This is a genomic window from Pseudomonas sp. TR47 (genome assembly GCF_044143025.1).
Lineage (GTDB): Bacteria > Pseudomonadota > Gammaproteobacteria > Pseudomonadales > Pseudomonadaceae > Aquipseudomonas > Aquipseudomonas putida_E.
This window is the reverse complement of the sequence record NZ_JBHFCS010000004.1, coordinates 240751-261999: the sequence shown is the minus strand read 5'-3', so window position 1 is coordinate 261999 and position 21249 is coordinate 240751. Positions and strand designations below refer to the sequence as shown.

Genomic DNA, 21249 nt, shown 5'->3' with positions numbered 1-21249 from the left:
CGCGAACAGGCCGCTTCCGACACGCGAAGCAGTCTGTTCGCCGAGGCGCTCTAGCCCGCCCTTTGCAACATCCTGCAGACAATTCCTACCCCCAGCAGTGAACCTGCTTGCAAAAATGCGGTCTTTCGCTGACGGTCAATCCACCGACCGGTTCGCCGGCCCAGCCAACGTTCCAGCGTCACCGGGCCTATTTTTCCTGATGCAGCGAAGACCCAACATGCCTGAATCCCGCCCAGCCTCCCTCGCCCTCCCTGCCCTGCGCGGCACCCTGATCGCCGCTCTGGTGGCTCTCGCCGGCCCCGTGCATGCCCAAGAGCCGGCCAGCGATGCGCGCTGGGTCAGCGACAGCCTGAGCACCTATGTACGCAGCGGCCCTACCGACGGCCACCGCATCGTCGGCACACTCAAATCCGGACAGAAGCTGACCCTCATCGGCAGTCAGGGCAACTACAGCCAGGTGCGCGGGCAGAACGGTGACCTGGTGTGGATCCTCTCCAGCGACCTGCAATCGGTCCCGGGCCAGGGTGAGCGATTGCCTGAACTTGACGCACAGGTAGCGCAGTTGTCCGGGCAGCTCAAAACCATCGACGACAGCTGGAAGAACCGCGTGCAGGGCATGCAGGAAACCCTCGACTCGCGCAAAAAGCTGGTCGACGAACTGCAAGCACGCAACCAGGCATTGAACGAACAGCTTGATCAGACCCAGTCGAACCTGCGCGACGCTCAGGCACGCTTGGGTGATGAGAACAAACAGGTAATGATGCGTTACATGGTCTACGGCGGCAGCATTGCCGGCGCGGGCCTGTTGGCGGGGCTGATCCTGCCGGCACTGACCCGCGGTCGCAAGAAGAACGACCGCTGGTTCTGAGGCTTGTCCGGCCAGGCAACGGGTTGCCAGTACCGGCCTGATCGCCGGCGAGCCGGCTCCATAAGCCCCAGAACGAGGTTCCTGAACGGCGGGCTTGCCCGCGCCATTTACTGCCGCAACCGCTCCAGCGCCTGCAGTACGAACCTCGTCGCCCGCTCGGTCTCGCCTTCCCGGCAGGCAATCCCCAGTTGCCGCCACAAGCCAGGGCGCAGCGGCCGGCGCGCAATGCGCCGGTCCAGTTCGGCCATCTCGCCTTCCTGGGGCAGCAAGGTAGCGCCATAACCGGCACCCACCAGGCTCTTGATCGCGTCGTTGTAGTTCAACTCGATCCGCGGCTCAGGATACAACCCGGCGGCAGCGAACCACTCTGCGGTCACCCGCGACAGTTGGGTGCTGCTGTCATTGAGAATCAGCGCTCGCTGCCCCAGCCAGGCCGGTGTAACCCTGGCCGGCGGCTGCCAGTCGGCCGGCACGTAGGCCAGGATCGGGTCGCGCCGCCAGGCCGTGACCTTGATGCCCTTGCCCGCGACCTGCGGCAAAGCCACCAGGCCGATATCCAGGGCGCCTTCGCGCAGCCGCAGCAGGGAAGCCTGGGAGGTCAGCACCTGCACCTGCACATCGATGCCTGGATGTGCCACCCGCAAGTGCTCCAATGCCTGGGGCAACAGGTGGGCAATGGCGCCGGTCGAGGCGCCCAGGCGCACCCGACCGGTCAGGCCTTCGACCTGGCGCCGCACTTCATCCAAGGCAAGATCGGCATCGGCCAACAGCCGGCGGGCACGTACCAGCAGGGTTTCACCGATGGCGGTGGGGCGCACCTGGTTGCGGTTACGGGTCAACAGCGGCGCACCAACCCTCGCCTCGAGCTCGGCCACGTGCAGGCTGATGGTAGGCGGCGCCAGGTTGAGCTGGCGCGCAGCCTCGGCGAATGACCCCAGGTCGGTAATGACCACAAGGGTGCGGAGGCGATCGAGGCTGATTTCACGCATGGGGGTGGGCCGGTTCAGGGTACATTTCGTTCAGAAAATATGAACTTCTGCATCATGATATTCAAATTTTATTTACCACGACGGCAGGCGAGCATAGGCCATCTTCCTTTTGACCGGACCCGACCATGCGCACCCCTATTGTCTTCATCGACGGCGACCAAGGCACCACCGGCCTGCAGATCCATGCCCGCCTGCAAGGGCGCACCGATTTGCAACTGCTGACCCTGCCCGAGGCCGAACGCAAGGACCCGCAACGGCGCAGCGACGCTATCAACAGCGCTGACATCGCCCTGCTCTGCCTGCCCGACGCCGCCGCGCGCGAGGCCGTGGCGGCCATCCGCAACCCGGCGGTGCGGGTGATCGATGCGAGCTCCGCGCATCGCACCACCCCCGGCTGGGTCTACGGCCTGCCTGAACTGGACCCGCGGCAGGCCGAGCGCATTGCTTTGGCCAAGCGGGTCAGCAACCCCGGCTGCTACCCCACTGGCGCCATCGCCCTGCTGCGCCCGCTGGTGCAGGCTGGCCTGTTGCCCGCCGACTACCCGCTGAGCATCCATGCCATCTCCGGCTATTCCGGCGGTGGCCGTGCGGCGGTCGAGCGCCATGAGCAGCCCGGGGCGCAGCGGGCGCCCACCCTGCAGATGTACGGCCTGGAGCTGGCGCACAAGCATGTAGCGGAAATCCAGCTGCATGCCGGCCTGGCATCCCGGCCGATGTTCCTGCCTGGTTATGCGGCCTATCGTCAGGGCATCGTCCTGAGCATCCCGCTGCAATTGCGCCTGCTGCCAGGCCAGATCCGCGCCGAGCAATTGCAGGCATGCCTTGAACGGCACTACCAGGGCGCACGCCACGTGATGGTGTCCCCACTGCACCAGCAGGGGGCGGCCTCGCCGCTGGATCCTGAGGCATTGAACGACAGCAACGACCTGCGCCTGGCCCTGTACGCCAACCCCGAACACGGCCAGGTACTGCTCACGGCAGTATTCGACAACCTGGGCAAGGGCGCCTCCGGTGCGGCGGTGCAAAACCTCGAGCTGATGGTCGCAGCACCGCAGGCACACGGCTGACAGGTAAAAAGGGGTAGACTGTGCGCCCCGCATCAACCGGTGCGGGGCGATACAACAGCCGCCGGAGCCCGTCCACCGATGTTCATTCTGAGCCGCCTCGACAGCGTGCCGCCCGAATCCTTCCAGAACCAGATCCGTGAACTGGTGATCCACCATGTCGGCGAACTGAGCAGCGTCGCCATTCGTGCCGACAACCCGTTGTACCCGCTGTACCAGTACGGCGTCGGCATGGAGGTGCATCAGTACCTGCAGGCCATGGACGGTACTCGCGGCCTTGCCGTGGAGCTGACCCTGGCACTGGACGCCGAAGCGCCGGACCAGATGCTCGGTTTTGCCCTTACATTACCGGCCCAGGACAATGCGCAGGCCTGTGCACTGGCCTTTCTCGCCGTGGTGCCCGAGCATCGCCGTCAAGGTATCGGCCGCGCCTTGCTGGCCGATGTGCAGGCACGCTTTGCCAGCGTCGAACTGAACGCCTTTGCCAACCAGGTGCCATGGTTCGAAGCGAGGGGCATGCAGGTGGTGGCCGCCAGTGGGCCGCAAGTGTTGATGAGCAGCACCGGCCAAGCCAGCGGCGCGCTGATCGGCCGCCTGGATATCGCGCCGATTTACCAGGCCACTGAAGTGCACCAGATTCATACCTACCTGCTCAATCAGCAGGGTGAAGATGCGATGATCGAAGCCGAGCAGCAGCGCGATGAGTGGCTGGATGAGCTGACGGAGCAGGCCCGCGCCTGTGTGAGGCAACGCAAGACGGTGCATTGACCGCGGGGCCTGATCGCGGGCGCCCCCGCGATCGGGCCTGAACAAGCACTTGAGCTAGACCTGACTCACCGGAATATCTCCCCCACCCTTGCCATCGCGCCGCTCCCCAATCCAGTCACTGACCTGCTGGCCGAACTGCGCCGGTGCCTTGCGCCCGAAGCGCCGTGCCAGGTCGAGGATAGTCTGCTGCGCCAGGGCCTCTTCCATCCGCTTTTGCGCCTCCAGCATTACTGCATGGATCGCACAGGTGCCCTCGGTGGCCCAACCCGGCGGTGAGCCTTCGAACAGCGTGCAACGCTCGCGGATCTCGCGGCAGTCGAAGATTTTCTTCGGCCCGTCAATGGCATTGACGATGTCCAGCACGGTGATCTCGTCCGACGGCCGGGCCAGTCGAAAGCCCCCCCGCACGCCTTCGGTCGCTGCCACCAGTTTGGCCCGGGCCAATTTGGTGAATACCTTGGCCAGGTATTCCTGCGGCACCCCCTGCAACTGCGCCAGGTCGCGAACACTGGACTCGCGGGTGTCACCGCGCTCGTCCACCAGGTACAGCAGGCAATGGATGCCGTATTCAACGCCAGCACTGTAGAGCGACATATAAATCTCCGACCAAACTTGTCGCCAATATTACGCTTACCGGCGTGCAATGGCAAAGCCATGAAATGCCATTGGTCGCTAGTCGTGCTCCCTGAGAATACCTATCCAACCCTTTAATCATAAGTCTTTCAGCGCTCAGGTCGACTTCTCGGCCAAGGCTCGGCTGGAAAAAAGAGTTGCACGATAGAACTACGATCAATACAGTCGTAGTTGTTTCGCACAGACACACACCCGTCGAAGCCCCCCTTACCCACGGAGCATCCTCATGAAATCTAACGTTTTGATCATCGGTGCCGGCTTTGCCGGTGTATGGAGCGCTTTGAGCGCCGCCCGCCTGCTCGACCAGGCCCGGCGCGACGACCTGAGCATCAGCGTGCTGGCGCCCCAGCCTGAACTGCGTATCCGGCCACGCTTCTACGAAGCCGACGTGCATGGCATGAAGGCGCCAGTGGGTGAGCTGTTCGAAGCCGTGGGTGTGCAGTTCCTCGCAGGCCATGTGCAGACCATCGACGCCCAAGGGCGCAGCGTGAGCTACACCGACGCAAGCGGCCTGCCCCAGCAGATCGCCTATGACCGCCTGATCCTGGCAGCCGGCAGCCAGGTGGCACGCCCGGCGATAGCAGGCGTGGCCGAACACACCTTTGACGTCGACCAGATGGAGTCGGCCGTGCGTCTCGAGCAGCACCTGGCGGGCCTGGCCGCCCTGCCCGCCTCACCGGCACGCAACACCGTGGTGGTTTGCGGCGGTGGTTTCACGGGCATCGAGACCGCTACTGAAATGCCTGCCCGCCTGCGTGCCGTGCTCGGTGACGCTGCGGTGCGCGTGCTGGTGGTCGATCGAGGTGCCCAGGTTGGCGCCGCGCTGGGTAAGGGCATCACGCCGTCGATTGTCGCGGCTTGCGAACAGGCGGGCGTCGAGTGGTTGGCCGGCACCTCGGTGGTTGCCGTCGATGCCGGTGGCGTCACCTTGGACAACGGAGAGTATATCGCCAGCAAGACCATAATCTGGACCGTGGGCGTCAAGGCAAGCCCGCTGACCACCCAGGTAGCGGGCGAGCGCGACACCTTCGGCCGTCTGAAGGTAGACGACCACCTCAAGGTGGTTGGCCAGGCACACATCTACGCCACGGGTGACACCGCCTGGGCAGCCGTCGACGAACTGGGCAACCATGCGCTGATGACCTGCCAGCACGCCATCCCCATGGGCCGCTACGCAGGCAACAATGCCATGGCCGACCTGCTCGGCGAACAGCCGGTGGTGTATCGCCAACCCAAGTACGTCACCTGCCTGGACTTGGGCGGCTGGGGCGCGGCGTTCAGTGAAGGCTGGGAGCGCGAACTTAAATTGCAGGGCCAGGAAGGCAAGGCCCTCAAGCGCCAGATCAACAGCGTATGGATCTACCCGCCAGCCGCTGACCGTGCCTTGGCCCTGGCGGCCGCCGACCCATTGATTCCGATCGTTTGACGTAACTTCCTGACAGATCCGTCAATAAATGACGGATTTGTCAGCAGATGACGCTGCATTGAATGTCTGGTCAATAATGATGGCAATATGGCACTATTCTGAAAAACAATAATCAGAGGTGAGGCACATAACTATATTGCAGCACATTGAGCGCTTGGCATCGCCCCGGTGAACCGGGTGTGTGCCCATTCGCTTGATTGCGCACCACCGTCAAGGAACATTCCATGCAGTTACGGAATATGAAGATCGGCATTCGCGCTGCCAGCGTATTTGCCCTGTTGGGCGCCCTGGTCCTGGTCATGGGCCTTATCGCACTCTATGAAACCCGGCAGATGGACAAGGCCACGGACGAAATCCGGGTCACCTGGATGCCCGCCGTGGTCGCCCTCGGTGACATCAGTACCAACCTCGGCCGCGCCCGCGCCATCACCCTGCGCGCCGCGCTGGATGACAGCCCCACCGAGCGCATGCGCAACATCGAGTTGTTCAAAGGCATCAATGAACAACTCAACAACGGCCTGAAGGACTATGAAGCCACCATCATCGCCGCCGATGACCGTGCCCTGTTCAACACATTGATCGCCACCCATCGACAGTACTTCGGCCTGCAGTCACAGGTACTCAAAGACATTGCCGCCGGCCGCATGGCCGAGGCCAAGCAGCAGATCAGCGGCCCGCTCACCCAGTACGCCGACACCATGATGAAAGCCCTGTCGGCCTTGATCACTTACAACAGCAACGGTGCCGAGCAAGCCTCACAGCGCAGCAGTGACGTGGCCGACGAAGCCTTCGCAGCCATTATCGGCTCTCTGCTGGTGATCATGATCGCCCTGGTGGCCATTGCCACCGTGCTTACCCGCAGCATCGTCGTGCCATTGGCAGATGCCGTGGCCGTGGCCGAACGTGTCGCCACCGGCGACCTGACCCACGACATCACGGTTACCGGCCGCGATGAACCAGCCTTGCTGCTGCGTGCCCTGAGCCGCATGCAGGCAAGCCTGCGCGATACCATTCGCAAAATTGCGGCCTCATCCGACCAGCTGGCCTCCGCTTCGGAAGAGCTGCACACGGTTACCGAAGATACCAGCCGTGGCCTGCACCAGCAGAGCGCGGAAATAGACCAGGCGGCCACGGCCGTCAACCAGATGACCGCCGCCGTAGAAGAAGTGGCGAACAACGCGGTGAGCACTGCCGATGCGTCCCAGGGCGCCGACCGCACCACACGCGATGGCCGCGAGCAGGTCAACCAGGCGCTGGCCTCGATCCAGCACCTGGTCGATGACGTTACCGGCACCTCTGCCGAAATCGAGCAGTTGGCCAGCAATGCCAACGAGATCAGCCGCGTGCTCGATGTGATTGGCGCGATTGCCGGCCAGACCAACCTGCTGGCCCTCAACGCGGCCATCGAAGCCGCACGTGCTGGTGAAGCGGGCCGCGGTTTTGCCGTGGTCGCCGATGAAGTGCGTGCCCTTGCCCACCGCACCCAACAGTCCACGGCAGAGATCGAACAGATGATTGCCGGGATTCAGAACGGTACCGAGCGGGCAGTGACGGCCATGCACAGCAGCCAGGGGCGTGCCACCGGTACGCTGGAAGTGGCACAGGGTGCCGGGCAGGCGCTGGAAGTGATTGCCGAGGCGATCGCTTCGATCAACCAGCGCAACCTGGTGATCGCCAGTGCTTCGGAAGAACAGGCACAAGTGGCGCGGGAGGTGGACCGCAACCTGGTCAACATCCGCGACCTGGCGATGCAGACCTCGGCGGGCGCCAACCAGACCAGTGCGGCGGCGCAGGATTTGTCGCGTTTGGCGGTTGATTTGAACGGCATGGTCGCGCAGTTCAAAGTCTGATCTGAAACTGCTGGGGCCGCTTTGCGGCCCTTTCGCGACACAAGGCCGCTCCTACGCAAATGTTTGAGCTTTTGTGTCGCGAAAGGGCTGCAACGCAGCCCCCGGGCAACTACCCCTTGGCGCTGACAGCCCGCACAACCTTCTCGGCCTTGCCCCGCGTAGCCAGGCAGTAATACAACGGCACCGTCACGATCAAGCCGAACAGCCAGGACAAGTCCGCGCCCTCGACAATGTTCGAATAGGGCCCTACATAAAGCGACGTGTTGGCAAACGGCAACTGCACCAGAATCCCGCACGCGTAGGCAATGATCGCGTGGGGGTTGAAGCGCCCGTAAATTCCGCCGTCAGCGCGGAAGATCGAAGCAATGTCGTATTCACCCTTCTTGATCAGGTAAAAGTCGATCAGGTTGATCGAAGCCCACGGCACCAGCACCAGCAACAGCGCCAGGATCAGCCCGATAAAGTGGCCGATGAAGTCCGCCGAGGCATTCAGCGCAACCATTGCGCACGCCACCAGAATCACTGCAGCCAGCATTACCCGCACCTTGATGCTGGGCGTCCATTGGGCGAAGAAGGTCTGGATGGCGGTGACGATCGACAGCACCGCACCGTAGAGATTGAGGGCGTTGTGGCTGATGATGTTGAGCAGGAACAGCACCATCAGGATCGGGCCCAGCCAGCCGGTGGCCTGCTTGACCGCATCCATCGCGTCGGTGCCTTGGGGCACACACAGCACCGCCACCGCACCAAAGCTGAAGCACAGGATGGTGCCCAGGGTGGCGCCGAAGTACGTGGCCCAGAACGGCTTGGCAATACCGACTTCCTTGGGCAGGTAACGCGAGTAGTCGGAGGTGTACGGCGAGAAACTGATCTGCCAGATGGTCCCCAGCGACACGGTGGCGATGAAGCCCGACAGGTTGAACGCGCCTCGGCTGAAGAAGTCGGCGGGCAGTTCCTGGGTAAACATCATGATGAAACCGGCCAGCAATGCCGCCCCCATCACCCAGGTGCCAATGCGGTTCAGGCTATGAATGAAGCGGTAGCCGATAACACCGATCGCCGTCGCGCTCAGGGCGCCGATGACGATCGCCGTGGGCATCGGCACGCTTGGGGCAATGCCGTGGATCGACTTGCCTGCCAGCACGATGTTGGAAATGAAGAAACCAACGTAGATCAACGCCGTGAAGAACACGATCAGCAGGGCACCGTACCGGCCGAACTGGCCGCGGCTCTGCACCATCTGTGGGATGCCCAGTTGCGGTCCTTGTGCAGAGGCCAGGGCGATGACCACGCCCCCGATCAGATGGCCCAGCACGATGGCGATCAGGCCCCACAACAGGTTCAGGTTAAATACCTGGACCACCATGGCGCCGGTGACGATAGGCAGTGGCGCGATGTTGGTACTGAACCAGAGGGTGAACAGGTCGCGCGCCTTCCCATGGCGCTCGGCAGGTGGAACGTAATCGACCGTGTGATTCTCGACAAACTGGTGTTGCGATGACGGTTGGGACATGGTTTTCAGCTCGAAAGGTCGTTTTTATCTTTGTAAGGAAACCGCGTCTAGGCGGCCTCTCAGCTGCAGACCATATTATGGTATTCCAAGATTTTGACAACACTGATTCGGTTTTAAAAACCCTTACTGATCCGGTTCAGCAACCGAGGTCACGCCCTGATTATTTCAGCAAAGCCCCATTTCATGCGGCTTTGAGCCATTCATCATGTTTTTTACAGCACTAAAAATTCCGCTTGCAAAACGAGTATTACGGTATACCATCAGACACATCAACGATAAAAAGCGGCCCACCGCTACCCCCTTCGAGGTACACGCCATGATCGACGCAACCGTTTACAAGAACGTCTTGGGCTCCTTCCCCTCAGGCGTCACCGTCATCACCACCCTGGACGACGACGGCTCGATCGTCGGCCTTACCGCCAGCGCCTTTTCTTCCCTGTCGATGGACCCGCCGCTGGTGCTGTTCTGCCCCAACTACAGTTCCGATTCCTACCCTGTGCTGATCAAGAACAAGCGCTTTGCCATTCACCTGCTCTCCGGTGAACAGCAGGCTGAAGCCTACGCCTTCGCCAAAAAGGGCAAGGACAAGGCCGCCGGTATCGAGTGGACCCTGAGTGAACTGGGCAACCCGGTGCTGGCGGGGGCCACTGCGGTGATCGAATGCGAGTTGTGGCGTGAATATGAAGGTGGCGACCACGCGATAATGGTCGGCAAGGTGCACAACCTGATCGTTCCCGAGCAGGCCCCACGGCCGATGGTCTACTGCCGCGGCAAAATGGCCAGCCTGCCCGCCTTCGCCTGAGACGCGTAACGTTATTACTGACGCCTGGCACGCCAGGCGAGACTTTCAAGCTGCGAGGAATGCCCCATGAAATTTTCGTTGTTCGTACACATGGAACGTTGGGATGAACAGGTCAGCCACCGCCAGCTGTTCGAAGACCTCACCGAACTGACCCTGATGGCCGAAAACGGCGGTTTCAGCACCGTGTGGATCGGCGAACACCACGCCATGGAATACACCATTTCGCCAAGCCCGATGCCGCTGCTGGCCTACCTGGCGGCACGCACCGAGAAGATCCGCCTGGGCGCCGGCACCATCATTGCACCGTTCTGGAACCCGATCCGCGTGGCCGGCGAGTGCGCCCTGCTCGACGTGATCAGCAACGGCCGCATGGAAGTGGGCCTGGCCCGTGGCGCCTACCAGTTCGAGTTCGACCGCATGGCCAATGGCATGCCGGCCACCGACGGCGGCAAGGCCCTGCGCGAAATGGTCCCGGCGGTACGCAAGCTGTGGGAAGGCGACTACGCCCATGAAGGCGAAGTTTACAATTTCCCCATCTCTACCAGTGTGCCCAAGCCGGTGCAGCAGGGCATGCCGCCGATGTGGATCGCTGCGCGCGACCCGGACTCACACAACTTTGCGGTGAAAAACGGTTGCAACGTGATGGTCACCCCGTTGATGAAGGGTGATGAAGAAGTACTGGACCTGAAAAACAAGTTCCAGGCTGCGCTGGACAACAACCCCGAGGTGCCGCGCCCGCAACTGATGGTGCTGCGCCACACCCACGTGCACAGCCCGTCGGAGCCCGATGGCTGGAAAGTCGGCGCCCAGGCCATTTCGCGCTTCTACCGCACCTTCGATGCCTGGTTCGGCAACAAGACGGTCCCGGTCAACGGCTTCCTGGAGCCAAGCCCCGAATCGAAGTTCGCCGAGGTGCCGGCTTTCGCGCTGGAGAACATCCGCAAGAACACCATGATCGGCACCCCGGAAGAAATCATCGCGCGCATCAAGTACTACCAGGAACTGGGCGTCGACGAGTTCAGCTTCTGGTGCGACAACAGCCTGCCCCACGCCGAGAAGAAGAAGTCGCTCGAGCTGTTCATCAAGGAAGTGGTGCCGGCGTTCGCCTGAATTCCCATTGCCTGAAAGCGTTGCGGGATCAGCCCGCTCCCGGGGGCCGTCATGGCCCTCGCGAGCGGGCGTTTTTTTAGCTGCAAGCTGCAAGCAAGGGCGTACGTGCTCGTCCGCGTGCTTGTGGCTTGGAGCTTGCCGCTTGTGGCTCGAGGCCTGCTCACGCCGCCTTTCGTCTCCTCATCAGAGAAATTTCCAGCGGCCTCTTGCACAACAAATATTATGGTATACCATCAGACAACAAGAGCTGATAACCCTCACCAGGAGCCCCTCATGAGTTTCGAAATCCGCAAGATCGTCACCTACTCCGAAGAGACCCGTATCGAAGGCGGCAAAGCCACCGACAAGCCGGTGACCATGGTCGGCCTGGCCGTGGTGATCAAGAACCCATGGGCCGGCCGCGGCTTCGTTGAAGACCTCAAGCCGGAAATCCGCGCCAATTGCTCCGAGCTGGGTGCGCTGATGGTCGAGCGCCTGACCGCTGCCATCGGTGGTGCCGAAAAGATCGAAGCCTACGGTAAAGCTGCCGTGGTCGGCGCTGATGGCGAGATCGAGCACGCTTCAGCGGTGATCCACACCCTGCGCTTCGGCAACCATTACCGCGAAGCCGTACAAGCCAAGAGCTACCTGAGCTTCACCAACAAGCGTGGCGGCCCGGGCACCTCGATCCAGATCCCGATGATGCAAAAGGACGACGAAGGCCTGCGCTCGCACTACATCACCCTGGAAATGCAGATCGAAGACGCCCCGCGTGCCGACGAAATCGTCGTGGTACTGGGCGCTGCCGACGGCGGCCGCCTGCACCCGCGCATCGGCAACCGTTACATCGACCTGGAAGAACTGGCTGCCGAAAAAGCCAACGCTCAATAACAACAACCAAGACGGGCCGGGGCGTGGCGTGCTTACCCGCCGCGCCCGACCTTCAAGGAGCGCCCTCCATGATTCAGCCTGTCGCTGAACGTACACCGGCCGGGACCAGTTACCTGGCCCAAGGCCAGGGCCAACCCGTGGTGCTGATCCACGGCGTGGGCCTGAACAAGGAAATGTGGGGCGGGCAGTTCGTGGGCCTGGCCAACGACTACCGCGTCATTGCCTACGACATGCTCGGCCATGGCCAGAGCGCACTGCCTGCCGCCGACACCGGCCTGGAAGGCTACGCCGCCCAGCTGGCAGAACTGCTCGACCACCTGCAGATCGCCCAGGCGACCGTGATCGGCTTCTCCATGGGTGGCCTGGTCGCACGTGCCTTTGCCCTGAACTACCCGCAGCGTTTGTCTGCGCTGGTGGTACTCAACAGCGTGTTCAACCGCAGCCCGGAACAGAGCGCCGGCGTCATCGCACGCGCGGCCCAGGCTGCCCAGCAAGGCCCCGACGCCAACGTCGACGCCGCGCTCGACCGCTGGTTCAGCCGGGAATACAAGGCAGCCAACCCGGCGCAGGTCGCCGCGATTCGCCAGGTACTGGCGAGCAACGACCCGCAGGGTTACCACACCACTTACTCGCTGTTCGCCACCCAGGACATGTACCGCGCTGGTGACCTGGGCAGCATTCAGGTGCCGACACTGATCGCCACCGGCGAACTCGACTCGGGCTCCACCCCGGCCATGACCCGCCAGCTCGCTGCCAGCATTCCTGGCGCGCAAAGTGTGGTCCTCGCCGAGCAACGGCATATGATGCCGGTGGAGGCACCCCGTGAAGTCAACAAGATGCTTCTGGATTTCCTCAGCCAAGCCCGCACCCTCACCGAATCCGCCAAGGGGATTGTTGCATGACCCTCGTTCGTTTCCAGATGTGCATCGACGGCCAATGGCTCGATGCCCAGAGCGGCAAGACCTTCGACAGCCTCAACCCGGCCACCGCCCAGGCCTGGGCGCAACTGCCCGACGCTGATGAAGCCGATGTGGAGCTGGCCGTCCAGGCCGCCCAGCGTGCGTTCGACAGCAAAGCCTGGCGCAGCATCACCGCCACTGCGCGGGGCAAACTGCTGCGCAAGCTGGGTGACCTGATTGCCGAGAACAAAGAACATTTGGCTCAGCTGGAAAGCCGTGACAACGGCAAGCTGATCCGCGAAACCCGTGGCCAGGTCGGTTACCTGCCGGAGTTCTTCCATTACACCGCGGGCCTGGCAGACAAACTCGAAGGCGGCACCCTGCCGCTGGACAAGCCGGACCTGTTCGCCTACACCGTGCACGAACCAATCGGCGTGGTGGCCGGGATCATCCCGTGGAACAGCCCGCTGTACCTCACCGCGATCAAGCTGGCGCCAGCCCTGGCCGCCGGCAACACCATCGTGCTCAAGCCTTCCGAGCATGCCTCGGCGACCATCCTCGAGCTGGCCCGCCTGGCCCTGGAAGCTGGCTTCCCGCCGGGCGTGGTCAACGTGGTCACCGGCTACGGCCCCAGCACCGGCGCTGCGCTGACCCGCCACCCGCTGGTGCGCAAGATCGCCTTCACCGGCGGCGCCGCCACCGCTCGCCACGTGGTGCGCAGCAGTGCCGAAAACTTCGCCAAACTGTCGCTGGAGCTGGGCGGCAAGTCGCCGAACATCATTTTCGCCGACGCCGACCTGGACAGTGCCATCAACGGCGCCGTGGCCGGTATCTATGCCGCCTCCGGGCAAAGCTGCGTGGCAGGTTCGCGTTTGCTGGTACAGGACGAGATCTTCGACGCGTTCGTTGCCCGCCTGATCGAGCGGGCCAAGCGCATCCGCATCGGCAACCCCCAGGACGAAGCCAGCGAAATGGGCCCGATGGCCACCGCCCAGCAGTTGGCCGTGGTCGAAGGCCTGGTTGCTGCGGCCAAGGCTGAAGGCGCCAAGTTGCACATGGGTGGCAAGCGTGCCGAAGTCGAGGGCGAAGGCTGGTACTACGAGCCGACGCTGTTCGAGTGCGACAGCAACTCGATGACCATCATGCAGGAAGAAGTGTTCGGCCCGGTCGCTGCGGTCATCCGCTTCAAGACCGAGGAAGAGGCCCTGGCCATTGCCAACGACTCGCAGTTCGGCCTCGCTGCCGGCATCTGGACCCGCGACCTGGGCCGTGCCCACCGCCTGGCCCGTGACGTACGTTCGGGGATCATCTGGGTCAACACATACCGCGCAGTGTCGGCCATGGCACCGATCGGCGGCTTCAAGAACAGCGGCTACGGCCGTGAAAGCGGCATCGATTCGGTGCTGGCCTATACCGAGCTGAAGACCGTGTGGATCAACCTGTCCACCGCGCCGATGCCCGACCCGTTTGTGATGCGCTAAGAGGTAATACACGATGATCGAACCAGGCATCTACAAAGACGTGATGGGCTCCTTCCCGTCCGGGGTTACGGTGGTCACCACCCTGGACGCCGACGGCGCCATTGTCGGCATCACCGCCAGCGCGTTCAGTGCCCTGTCGATAGACCCGGCGCTGGTGTTGTTCTGCCCCAACTACGCCTCTGATACTTACCCGATCCTGCGGGACAGCAAGCAGTTCGCGATCCACCTGCTGTCCGCCGAGCAGACCGCCGAGGCCTACGCCTTCGCTGGCAAAGGCAAGGACAAGGCCAAGGGCATCGAGTGGCACCTGAGCGAGCTGGGCAACCCGCTGCTGGCCAAGGCCACGGCGATCATCGAGTGCGAGTTGTGGCGCGAATACGACGGCGGTGATCACGCGATCATCGTCGGCGCGGTGAAAAACCTGGTGCTGCCCGCTGACCCGGTGACCCCGATGGTCTATCACAGAGGCAAACTGGGCGCCCTGCCGCCGCTGGGCTGATGCCCTTGGGGCTGCTGCGCAGCCCGATACTTCTTTTTCAGGGGCCGCGCGACCCTCTCACCCTTGGTTGCGGCCCCTCTTTTGATTCGGAGCTAGGCAATGAGCAACGAAAAGTACGAAAAAGGCCTGCAGATCCGTACGCAGGTGCTGGGCGAGGACTACGTCAACCGCTCGATCCAGAACGCCGACGACTTCACCAAGCCTTTGCAGGAGCTGGTTACCGAGTACTGCTGGGGCCATGTCTGGGGCCGCGATGGCTTGTCGCTCAAAGAGCGCAGCATGATAAACTTGGCCATGATTTCCGCGCTCAACCGGCCCCACGAGCTCAAGCTGCATATTCGCGGCGCCTTGCGTAATGGCCTGAGCCGTGAACAGATTCGCGAGATCCTGCTCCAGGTCGGCATTTATTGCGGCGTGCCCGCGGCGGTGGACAGTTTCCGCCTGGCCCGCGAGGCGTTCGCCGAAGCCGATGCGGAGTCAACCCGTTAACAACGGGCTGTTCGAACCACTGCAGGGAGCACCTCGGTTCGGGGTGTTCCGCGATGTTGGCGAAACAGCCTCATAAAGAGCGCACCTGATGAAACGCCAGCCACTCGACGACAGCTTCAAGGTCAACCGCAACCCCGTAACACTGCGTGAAATCGTGCTCGACAAGCTGCGCGGCGCGATCATGAATTTCCACCTGCTCCCGGGCGATCGCCTGGTCGAGCGCGACCTCTGCGACCGCCTCGGGGTCAGCCGTACCTCGGTGCGTGAAGCCCTGCGTCACCTGGAGTCCGAAGGCCTGGTGGAATTCGCCGATGCCAAGGGCCCACGCGTGGCCATCATCACCCTGGAAGACGCCCGCGATATCTACGAGCTGCGCTGTGTACTCGAAGGCCTGATCGTGCAGCTGTTCACCCTCAATGCCAAAGCCAAGGACATCCGGGCCCTGGAGCGGGCGCTGGAGGTCAACCGCGAGGCACTCGAGGAAGGCGAGTTGCAACAGGTGCTGGACTCTGTGCAAGGCTTTTACGAAGTGCTGCTCGAAGGCTCCGGCAACCAGGTCGCAGCGCAACAGCTGCGCCAGCTGCAGGCCCGCATCAGCTACCTGCGCGCCACCTCGGTGTCGCAGCAAAACCGCCGTGGCGCCAGCAACCTTGAAATGGAAAAAATCGTCGACGCCATCAAGAGTGGCGACCCGCTGGTCGCCCACCAGGCCTCGGTCGATCATGTGCGGGCCGCCGCCAAGGTGGCGCTGGACTACCTGCGCCAGAAGCAGGACGACAACACCAAGGTGCGCGACATGGTCGAGCCTTTGGCCCTCAAGGAACCCCGTATAGAACCCCGCATAGGCCGCTGACCATGCCCAACGCCCCGCGCTACTGCCCGCACTGCACCACAGAACTGGCCCGGGGCGTTCCCGACGGCGACACCCACGAGCGCCTGCACTGTACCGGGTGCGGCTATGTCCACTACATCAACCCGAAGATCATCGCCGGCTGCATCATCGAGCGCGATGGCAAGTACCTGCTGTGCCAGCGGGCGATCCCGCCCCGCCCAGGCACCTGGACATTGCCGGCCGGGTTCATGGAGGCCGGCGAAACCACCGAGCAGGCAGCGCTGCGTGAGGTGTGGGAGGAAAGCGGTGTGCGTGCCGAAATCGTCTCGCCCTACTCGATCTTCAGCGTGCCGAAAATCAGCGAGGTGTACATCATCTTTCGCGCCATCGCTACCGAGGAAACCGGGCAGTACGGGCCCGAGACGCTGACCTACACGTTCTTCGAACCCGACCAGATCCCTTGGGAAGAGATCTACTACCCGGCGATACGGCAGATTCTCGAGCGTTACATCCTCGAGCGGCAGGCTGGGGTGTACGGGATCTACATGGGCAATGACGACACCGGCAAGGTGCACTTCATTCGTTGAGCCTGCTGCGGCCTCATCACCGGTGCAGGCTGCATAAAGCCCTCGCCAATCCGCTATTCTCGGTGCACCCTTATCATCCCCGGCAGAAGGATGGGCAGAGCACACATGGCTAAATGGCTGGACGGCGGCGGGCTGATGGCCGAACGCATTCGCAATCACGACTGGAGCACCACCTCCCTGGGCCCGATCGAGACCTGGCCTGACGTACTCAAGACCACCGTGGCCCTGTGCCTGGCCTCGCGCTTTCCTCAGGCAATTCTCTGGGGGCAAGACCTGCTCACCCTGCACAACGACGCATTTCTGCCAATTCTTGGCAAAAAACCGCAAGCGTTGGGCAAGCCGTTTCGCGAAGTATGGCAGGAAGCCTGGGCCGACATCGAGGCCATGGCCGAACGCGCCTTGGGCGGTGAAGCCGTCTATATCGAGGACTTCCCGCTGACCATCGACCGCAACGGCGGCCCGGAGTGCGCTTACTTCACCTTTTGCTACAGCCCTATCCGCGACCAGAACGGCGAAGTGGTGGGCATGCTCGACACAGTCACCGAAACGACCGCCAGCGTGGTCACCAACCAGCGGCTGGCGTTTCTGGACGACCTGGGCCGGGCGGTGGCCAATGCCACCGACTCGGACCGGGTAATGACCATCACCACCGGCATGCTGGTCGAGCACCTGCAGCTGTCCAGCTGTGCGTACGCCGTGATGGATGCAGACCAAGATGGCTTCACCATCTGCGGCGACTCTGTAGCACCCGGCTCGCCACGGTTGGTGGGCCACTACCGCCTGGGCGACTTTGGCCGACTGGCGGTCAGCCGGCTGCGCAATGGCCTGCCGCTGGTTATAACCGACAACCTGAGCGAGCTGCCCAGTGAGGAAGCCGCCACCTTTCAGGCCATTGGCATTACCGCAACCATCTGCATGCCATTGATCAAGGCAGGCCGACTCACCGCGCTGATGGCCATCCACGACAACGCGCCACGGCGGTGGTCGCCTTACGAGCAGGCGCTGATCGGAGAAGTGACAGAACGTTGCTGGGCGCATATTCAGCGGGTCCAGGCCCATGCCGAAGTGCGCGAGGCGCTGGCCGCACTGGAATCGCTCAACGCCAGCCTGGAACACCGGGTCGAAGAACGCACCGCTCAGCTGTTGCATACCGAAGCGGTACTGCGCCAGGCACAGAAGCTCGAAGCCATCGGCCAACTGACCGGTGGCGTGGCCCATGACTTCAACAATCTGCTGACGATCATTCGCTCGTCACTGCACTTCCTGCAGCGGCCGAACCTCGACGAAAGCCGTCGCGAACGCTATCTCAAGACCATGACCGACACGGTCGACCGCGGCGCCAAGCTGACCGGCCAGCTGCTGGCCTTCGCCCGCCGTCAGGCATTGAGCCCCCAAGTACTCGAAGCCGGATCGCGCCTGCAGGCCATGGCCGACATGCTTGATGCCGCTACGGGCGCGCGGGTCCAGGTAAAACTGGAGTTGCCATCGACGCCATGCCACATCCGCGCCGACCTCAGCCAACTGGAAACCGCAGTGATCAACCTGATGCTCAACGGCCGTGATGCCATGGCTGGGGAAGGCACCTTGCACCTGCGCCTGCTGCCCAACCAAAGCATGTCTGGCCTGCGCGATCAGCAAGAGCACCCAGGGCCGTTTGCCGCCATCTCGGTGGTGGACAGCGGTGTCGGCATCGCCGCCGAGTTGCTCGACCGTATCTTCGACCCGTTCTTCACCACTAAGGCGCCCGGCGAAGGCACAGGGCTTGGCCTGTCGCAGGTGTTCGGCTTCGCCAAGCAATCCGGGGGCGATGTAGAGGTAGCCAGCATCCAGGGCCAAGGGACGACCTTTACGCTGTACCTGCCACAAGTGGAACAGCCTGCCGAGCAGGCCAATGCGGCCGCAGAGGCCAGCCAACCGCTGGTGAGTGGCGCGCGGCGAAAAATATTGGTGGTGGAGGACGACCCGGACCTAGGCACTTTCACCGCACAGATCCTCGAAGACCACGGCTACCGGATCAGCTGGGTGAACTCTGCGGAAGAGGCCTTGAGGGAATTGGACGGCGCGGCGGGAGATTTCGATGCGGTATTTTCCGATGTGATGATGCCCGGCATGGGCGGCTTGGCCCTGGCCCGCGAGCTACGCCGCCAGCGCCCGCAATTGCCTGTGATCCTCACCTCCGGCTACAGCGACGCGATTGCCGAAGGCGGCCACGAGGGGTTCACATTCCTGGCAAAGCCCTATTCGGCAGAGCAGGTATGCCTGCTGCTTGGGAAGGTGCTGGGGCCCTGATGGCTGTCAAGGCTTGCCGGTAAGCAAGCGCGCCACACTCTGCGCCAGTTCTGCGCGCCGGTACGGCTTGCGCAACACCTCGAAGCCCTTGAGTTCGCGCGGTGTCAGGTTGGCGTAGCCGGTAATGATCAGCACTGGCAGGTCAGCCTGACGCTCGCGCATCCGTTGAGCGAACCGCACCCCGGTCATATCAGCCATGACATGATCGGTCACCAGAACATCCGGCCACCAGCCCTTCTCCACCAGCTGCAACGCTGCAGCGGCACTGGCGGCTTCGGTCACCTGATAACCCAGTTCACGCAACTGCAGCGCTGTGGCATGGCGCACGATCTCCTCGTCGTCCACCAGCAGCACCCGAAGTGCACCGTCGGCAAGCGGCACCTCGGCCATTTCACTGTCACGACACACCGCAGCCACATCGCTGCTCGGCAGCCATAACGTGGCAACGGTACCCTCCCCTTGCTGCGAGCGTATCTGGAAGCCGCCACCGGACTGTACGGCCAGCCCCTGGACCATCGGCAGGCCAAGACCAGTGCCCTTGCCCACGCCTTTGGTGGAATAGAACGGTTCGACGCAGCGGCGCAACTGATCTTCGTCCATGCCACTGCCACTGTCGCGAACCTGCAGCCACACCAGCGTCCCTTCAGTAAGGCCCGCAGGCCTTGGGGGCCCGTCGGCCTCAAGCCCTGCGCAGATCCTCAAGGTGCCACCGTCGCCCATGGCGTCGCGGGCGTTGACCGCAAGGTTGAGCAGCGCCAGTTCCAGTTGATGGGGGTCTACGAGGACCGCAGGCAGGGCTGGGTCAATCTGTACCTGCACGGCAACTGTCGGCCCCAGTGATCGGGCCAGCAGCTCGTGCATGTCCTCCACCAGAGCGGCCAGCGACACGGCCTGTGGCTTGAGCGTTTGTCGGCGGGCAAAGCTGAGCAACCGCCCGACCAGATTGCGCGCACGCTCGGCAGCCTGCAGCCCCCCATCGATCAGGCGCGGGGCACGTTCGGAGTGCGGCTGCCGGCGCAGCAGCTCGAAAGAGGCGATGATAGGCGTGAGCATGTTGTTCAAGTCATGGGCAATACCGCCAGTCAACTGCCCGATCATTTCCAGCTTGTGCGCTTCGTGCAACTGCAGCATCGCAGCCTCACGCTGGGCGAGTGCCGCCGTGACGCGCTCCTCCAGGCTGTCGTTGAGCAGGTGCAGGGCGCGTTCTGCGCGGGCATGGGTAATGGCCGCCCAGCCTTGCTTGGCGGTTTCCGCCACCAACTGGCATTCCTCTTCAAGGCACTGGCGCGGGCTATGAAAGTGCACGCCAAGCATGGCCTCCAGGCGACCGCCACGCAGCACCGGTACATGCAGCGTGGAACATAGGCCGCTCAGGGGGGACGTTGCGCTGTCATGCGCTTGCTGCACCACCTGCCCTGCCGCCAACTGCTCATGCAGCGATGCGCCGTAAGTCGCATAGTGGTGTTGACCGACCAGCGATGGCACGCCCTCAGCCCAATCGTGCGCGACCTTGAAACCTGCGCCATCGCCCTGATCTTCGCCAAAACAGACTTGCGCCGCCCCCAGGTGCTCGGCCAGGCGGCTCACCACATAGGCTTCGATGCGGTCTGCTTCGCCCAGCCCGGGCAACGTGCGGCCCAACTCCAGCAAGAACGCCTGGTTCTGCTGGAGGCGCACCCGCTCGGTGGTCTCGGTGACCAGGCACAACACGCCGCCGACAGTGCCATCGGCCTCACGCACCGCGGAATAAGACACATCGAAGTACACCGTCTCGCCCAATCCGTGGCGTTCTATATAAAAGGGGCGATCCTTGGCCGCGAAGGTCTGGCCAGTCTCACGCACACCGCGTAGCAACGGCTCGAGGTCATGCCACAGTTCGCGCCAGTATTCCTTGCCTGGACGCCCCAATGCGTGGGGATGCTTGCTGCCAATGGTCGGCGCATAGGCGTCATTGTAAAGCGCAGCAAAGGCCTCACCCCAGAACAGCACGAACTGCGCCTGGGCCGGCAGTAATGTGGCCATCACCGCCTGCAAGTGGGGCGACCATGCTTGAGGCGGGCCGAGCGGCGAGTCGCTCCAGTCCATCGTCTGCAGCAGGGTGCCGATGGCACCGCCATTGAGCAGGAAGTGTGGTAGCGGATTGGGGGTTTCGTGTCGTTGAAGCGGTTTCATGTCTGGGATGTCCCGGGCATATTGCCATCTATCTGAGGATAAGAGATGTGCAATAAACAGTTCGTTCCCAGGGATTGGCCGTTAATTACTCGCCCGCTCAGCCGAGCA

The 21249-nt window shown here is 62.9% G+C and carries 19 protein-coding genes; 15 read left to right on the top strand and 4 right to left on the bottom strand.

What is annotated here, in order from left to right; all coding sequences use genetic code 11:
- The first annotated feature begins 217 nt into the window (after window positions 1-217).
- Window positions 218-868 carry a TIGR04211 family SH3 domain-containing protein gene (locus ACEWE8_RS06780; RefSeq protein ID WP_046785458.1) on the top strand — a complete coding sequence of 217 codons (651 nt, stop codon included), beginning with the start codon at window positions 218-220 and terminating at the stop codon, window positions 866-868.
- Between the two features lie 107 nt (window positions 869-975).
- Here the strand turns inward: ACEWE8_RS06780 and ACEWE8_RS06775 are convergent, their stop codons facing one another.
- Window positions 976-1857 carry a LysR family transcriptional regulator gene (locus ACEWE8_RS06775; protein WP_046785459.1) on the bottom strand — a complete coding sequence of 294 codons (882 nt, stop codon included), beginning with the start codon at window positions 1855-1857 and terminating at the stop codon, window positions 976-978.
- 125 nt (window positions 1858-1982) lie between these two features.
- Here ACEWE8_RS06775 and argC point away from each other — a divergent pair, with 125 nt between their 5' ends.
- Window positions 1983-2924, top strand: a complete 942-nt coding sequence (gene argC / locus ACEWE8_RS06770) for an N-acetyl-gamma-glutamyl-phosphate reductase (protein ID WP_046785460.1) — start codon at window positions 1983-1985, stop codon at window positions 2922-2924.
- Between the two features lie 78 nt (window positions 2925-3002).
- On the top strand, window positions 3003-3689 hold the full coding sequence (locus ACEWE8_RS06765) for a GNAT family N-acetyltransferase (protein WP_046785461.1): 687 nt from the start codon (window positions 3003-3005) through the stop codon (window positions 3687-3689).
- Between the two features lie 54 nt (window positions 3690-3743).
- On the opposite strand, the gene ACEWE8_RS06760 is transcribed toward ACEWE8_RS06765, so the two are convergent.
- A complete protein-coding gene (locus ACEWE8_RS06760; protein ID WP_395589236.1) occupies window positions 3744-4283 on the bottom strand; it encodes an RrF2 family transcriptional regulator in 540 nt (179 codons plus the stop codon).
- A 265-nt stretch (window positions 4284-4548) separates the two neighbouring features.
- On the opposite strand from ACEWE8_RS06760, the gene ACEWE8_RS06755 reads away from it, so the two are divergent.
- Together ACEWE8_RS06755 and ACEWE8_RS06750 are read left to right on the top strand one after the other, a co-directional pair.
- Window positions 4549-5748: an NAD(P)/FAD-dependent oxidoreductase gene (locus tag ACEWE8_RS06755; protein WP_046785463.1), complete on the top strand. Its 1200-nt coding sequence runs from the start codon at window positions 4549-4551 to the stop codon at window positions 5746-5748.
- A gap of 224 nt (window positions 5749-5972) precedes the next feature.
- Window positions 5973-7598, top strand: coding sequence for a methyl-accepting chemotaxis protein (locus ACEWE8_RS06750; protein WP_367903883.1), 1626 nt, complete (start codon window positions 5973-5975; stop codon window positions 7596-7598).
- Between the two features lie 109 nt (window positions 7599-7707).
- On the opposite strand, the gene ACEWE8_RS06745 is transcribed toward ACEWE8_RS06750, so the two are convergent.
- Window positions 7708-9111 (bottom strand): cytosine permease, encoded by a 1404-nt coding sequence (locus ACEWE8_RS06745; protein ID WP_046785464.1) that lies wholly within the window; start codon window positions 9109-9111, stop codon window positions 7708-7710.
- Between the two features lie 316 nt (window positions 9112-9427).
- On the opposite strand from ACEWE8_RS06745, the gene ACEWE8_RS06740 reads away from it, so the two are divergent.
- From ACEWE8_RS06740 to ACEWE8_RS06695, 10 genes are all read left to right on the top strand, one after another.
- A complete protein-coding gene (locus ACEWE8_RS06740) occupies window positions 9428-9913 on the top strand; it encodes a flavin reductase family protein (protein ID WP_012314149.1) in 486 nt (161 codons plus the stop codon).
- Window positions 9914-9979: 66 nt separating this feature from the next.
- On the top strand, window positions 9980-11023 hold the full coding sequence (locus ACEWE8_RS06735) for an LLM class flavin-dependent oxidoreductase (RefSeq protein ID WP_046785465.1): 1044 nt from the start codon (window positions 9980-9982) through the stop codon (window positions 11021-11023).
- A gap of 273 nt (window positions 11024-11296) precedes the next feature.
- Window positions 11297-11893: an amino acid synthesis family protein gene (locus ACEWE8_RS06730; protein ID WP_046785466.1), complete on the top strand. Its 597-nt coding sequence runs from the start codon at window positions 11297-11299 to the stop codon at window positions 11891-11893.
- Between the two features lie 68 nt (window positions 11894-11961).
- A complete protein-coding gene (locus ACEWE8_RS06725) occupies window positions 11962-12795 on the top strand; it encodes an alpha/beta fold hydrolase (protein ID WP_046785467.1) in 834 nt (277 codons plus the stop codon).
- Window positions 12792-14273, top strand: a complete 1482-nt coding sequence (locus ACEWE8_RS06720; RefSeq protein WP_046785468.1) for an aldehyde dehydrogenase — start codon at window positions 12792-12794, stop codon at window positions 14271-14273. Before ACEWE8_RS06725 ends, ACEWE8_RS06720 begins: the two co-directional genes overlap by 4 nt.
- Before the next feature lie 13 nt (window positions 14274-14286).
- Window positions 14287-14772, top strand: a complete 486-nt coding sequence (locus tag ACEWE8_RS06715; RefSeq protein ID WP_039605333.1) for a flavin reductase family protein — start codon at window positions 14287-14289, stop codon at window positions 14770-14772.
- Between the two features lie 99 nt (window positions 14773-14871).
- On the top strand, window positions 14872-15261 hold the full coding sequence (locus tag ACEWE8_RS06710; protein WP_012314144.1) for a carboxymuconolactone decarboxylase family protein: 390 nt from the start codon (window positions 14872-14874) through the stop codon (window positions 15259-15261).
- 88 nt (window positions 15262-15349) lie between these two features.
- A complete protein-coding gene (locus ACEWE8_RS06705; protein ID WP_012314143.1) occupies window positions 15350-16114 on the top strand; it encodes a GntR family transcriptional regulator in 765 nt (254 codons plus the stop codon).
- Between the two features lie 2 nt (window positions 16115-16116).
- Entirely contained in the window at window positions 16117-16680 is a 564-nt protein-coding gene (locus ACEWE8_RS06700; RefSeq protein ID WP_046785469.1) for an NUDIX hydrolase, read from the top strand.
- 105 nt (window positions 16681-16785) lie between these two features.
- Window positions 16786-18969, top strand: coding sequence for a response regulator (locus tag ACEWE8_RS06695; protein ID WP_046785470.1), 2184 nt, complete (start codon window positions 16786-16788; stop codon window positions 18967-18969).
- 6 nt (window positions 18970-18975) lie between these two features.
- Here ACEWE8_RS06695 and ACEWE8_RS06690 read toward each other — a convergent pair whose 3' ends face one another.
- Entirely contained in the window at window positions 18976-21141 is a 2166-nt protein-coding gene (locus ACEWE8_RS06690; protein WP_046785471.1) for a response regulator, read from the bottom strand.
- Window positions 21142-21249 lie beyond the last annotated feature (108 nt).

Bases quoted from the DNA above. Each gene is read 5' to 3' on its own strand.
- ACEWE8_RS06780 (WP_046785458.1), top strand. From the start codon at position 218: ATGCCTGAATCCCGCCCAGCCTCCCTCGCCCTCCCTGCCCTGCGCGGC.
- ACEWE8_RS06775 (WP_046785459.1), bottom strand. From the start codon at position 1,857: ATGCGTGAAATCAGCCTCGATCGCCTCCGCACCCTTGTGGTCATTACC.
- argC (WP_046785460.1), top strand. From the start codon at position 1,983: ATGCGCACCCCTATTGTCTTCATCGACGGCGACCAAGGCACCACCGGC.
- ACEWE8_RS06765 (WP_046785461.1), top strand. From the start codon at position 3,003: ATGTTCATTCTGAGCCGCCTCGACAGCGTGCCGCCCGAATCCTTCCAG.
- ACEWE8_RS06760 (WP_395589236.1), bottom strand. From the start codon at position 4,283: ATGTCGCTCTACAGTGCTGGCGTTGAATACGGCATCCATTGCCTGCTG.
- ACEWE8_RS06755 (WP_046785463.1), top strand. From the start codon at position 4,549: ATGAAATCTAACGTTTTGATCATCGGTGCCGGCTTTGCCGGTGTATGG.
- ACEWE8_RS06750 (WP_367903883.1), top strand. From the start codon at position 5,973: ATGCAGTTACGGAATATGAAGATCGGCATTCGCGCTGCCAGCGTATTT.
- ACEWE8_RS06745 (WP_046785464.1), bottom strand. From the start codon at position 9,111: ATGTCCCAACCGTCATCGCAACACCAGTTTGTCGAGAATCACACGGTC.
- ACEWE8_RS06740 (WP_012314149.1), top strand. From the start codon at position 9,428: ATGATCGACGCAACCGTTTACAAGAACGTCTTGGGCTCCTTCCCCTCA.
- ACEWE8_RS06735 (WP_046785465.1), top strand. From the start codon at position 9,980: ATGAAATTTTCGTTGTTCGTACACATGGAACGTTGGGATGAACAGGTC.
- ACEWE8_RS06730 (WP_046785466.1), top strand. From the start codon at position 11,297: ATGAGTTTCGAAATCCGCAAGATCGTCACCTACTCCGAAGAGACCCGT.
- ACEWE8_RS06725 (WP_046785467.1), top strand. From the start codon at position 11,962: ATGATTCAGCCTGTCGCTGAACGTACACCGGCCGGGACCAGTTACCTG.
- ACEWE8_RS06720 (WP_046785468.1), top strand. From the start codon at position 12,792: ATGACCCTCGTTCGTTTCCAGATGTGCATCGACGGCCAATGGCTCGAT.
- ACEWE8_RS06715 (WP_039605333.1), top strand. From the start codon at position 14,287: ATGATCGAACCAGGCATCTACAAAGACGTGATGGGCTCCTTCCCGTCC.
- ACEWE8_RS06710 (WP_012314144.1), top strand. From the start codon at position 14,872: ATGAGCAACGAAAAGTACGAAAAAGGCCTGCAGATCCGTACGCAGGTG.
- ACEWE8_RS06705 (WP_012314143.1), top strand. From the start codon at position 15,350: ATGAAACGCCAGCCACTCGACGACAGCTTCAAGGTCAACCGCAACCCC.
- ACEWE8_RS06700 (WP_046785469.1), top strand. From the start codon at position 16,117: ATGCCCAACGCCCCGCGCTACTGCCCGCACTGCACCACAGAACTGGCC.
- ACEWE8_RS06695 (WP_046785470.1), top strand. From the start codon at position 16,786: ATGGCTAAATGGCTGGACGGCGGCGGGCTGATGGCCGAACGCATTCGC.
- ACEWE8_RS06690 (WP_046785471.1), bottom strand. From the start codon at position 21,141: ATGAAACCGCTTCAACGACACGAAACCCCCAATCCGCTACCACACTTC.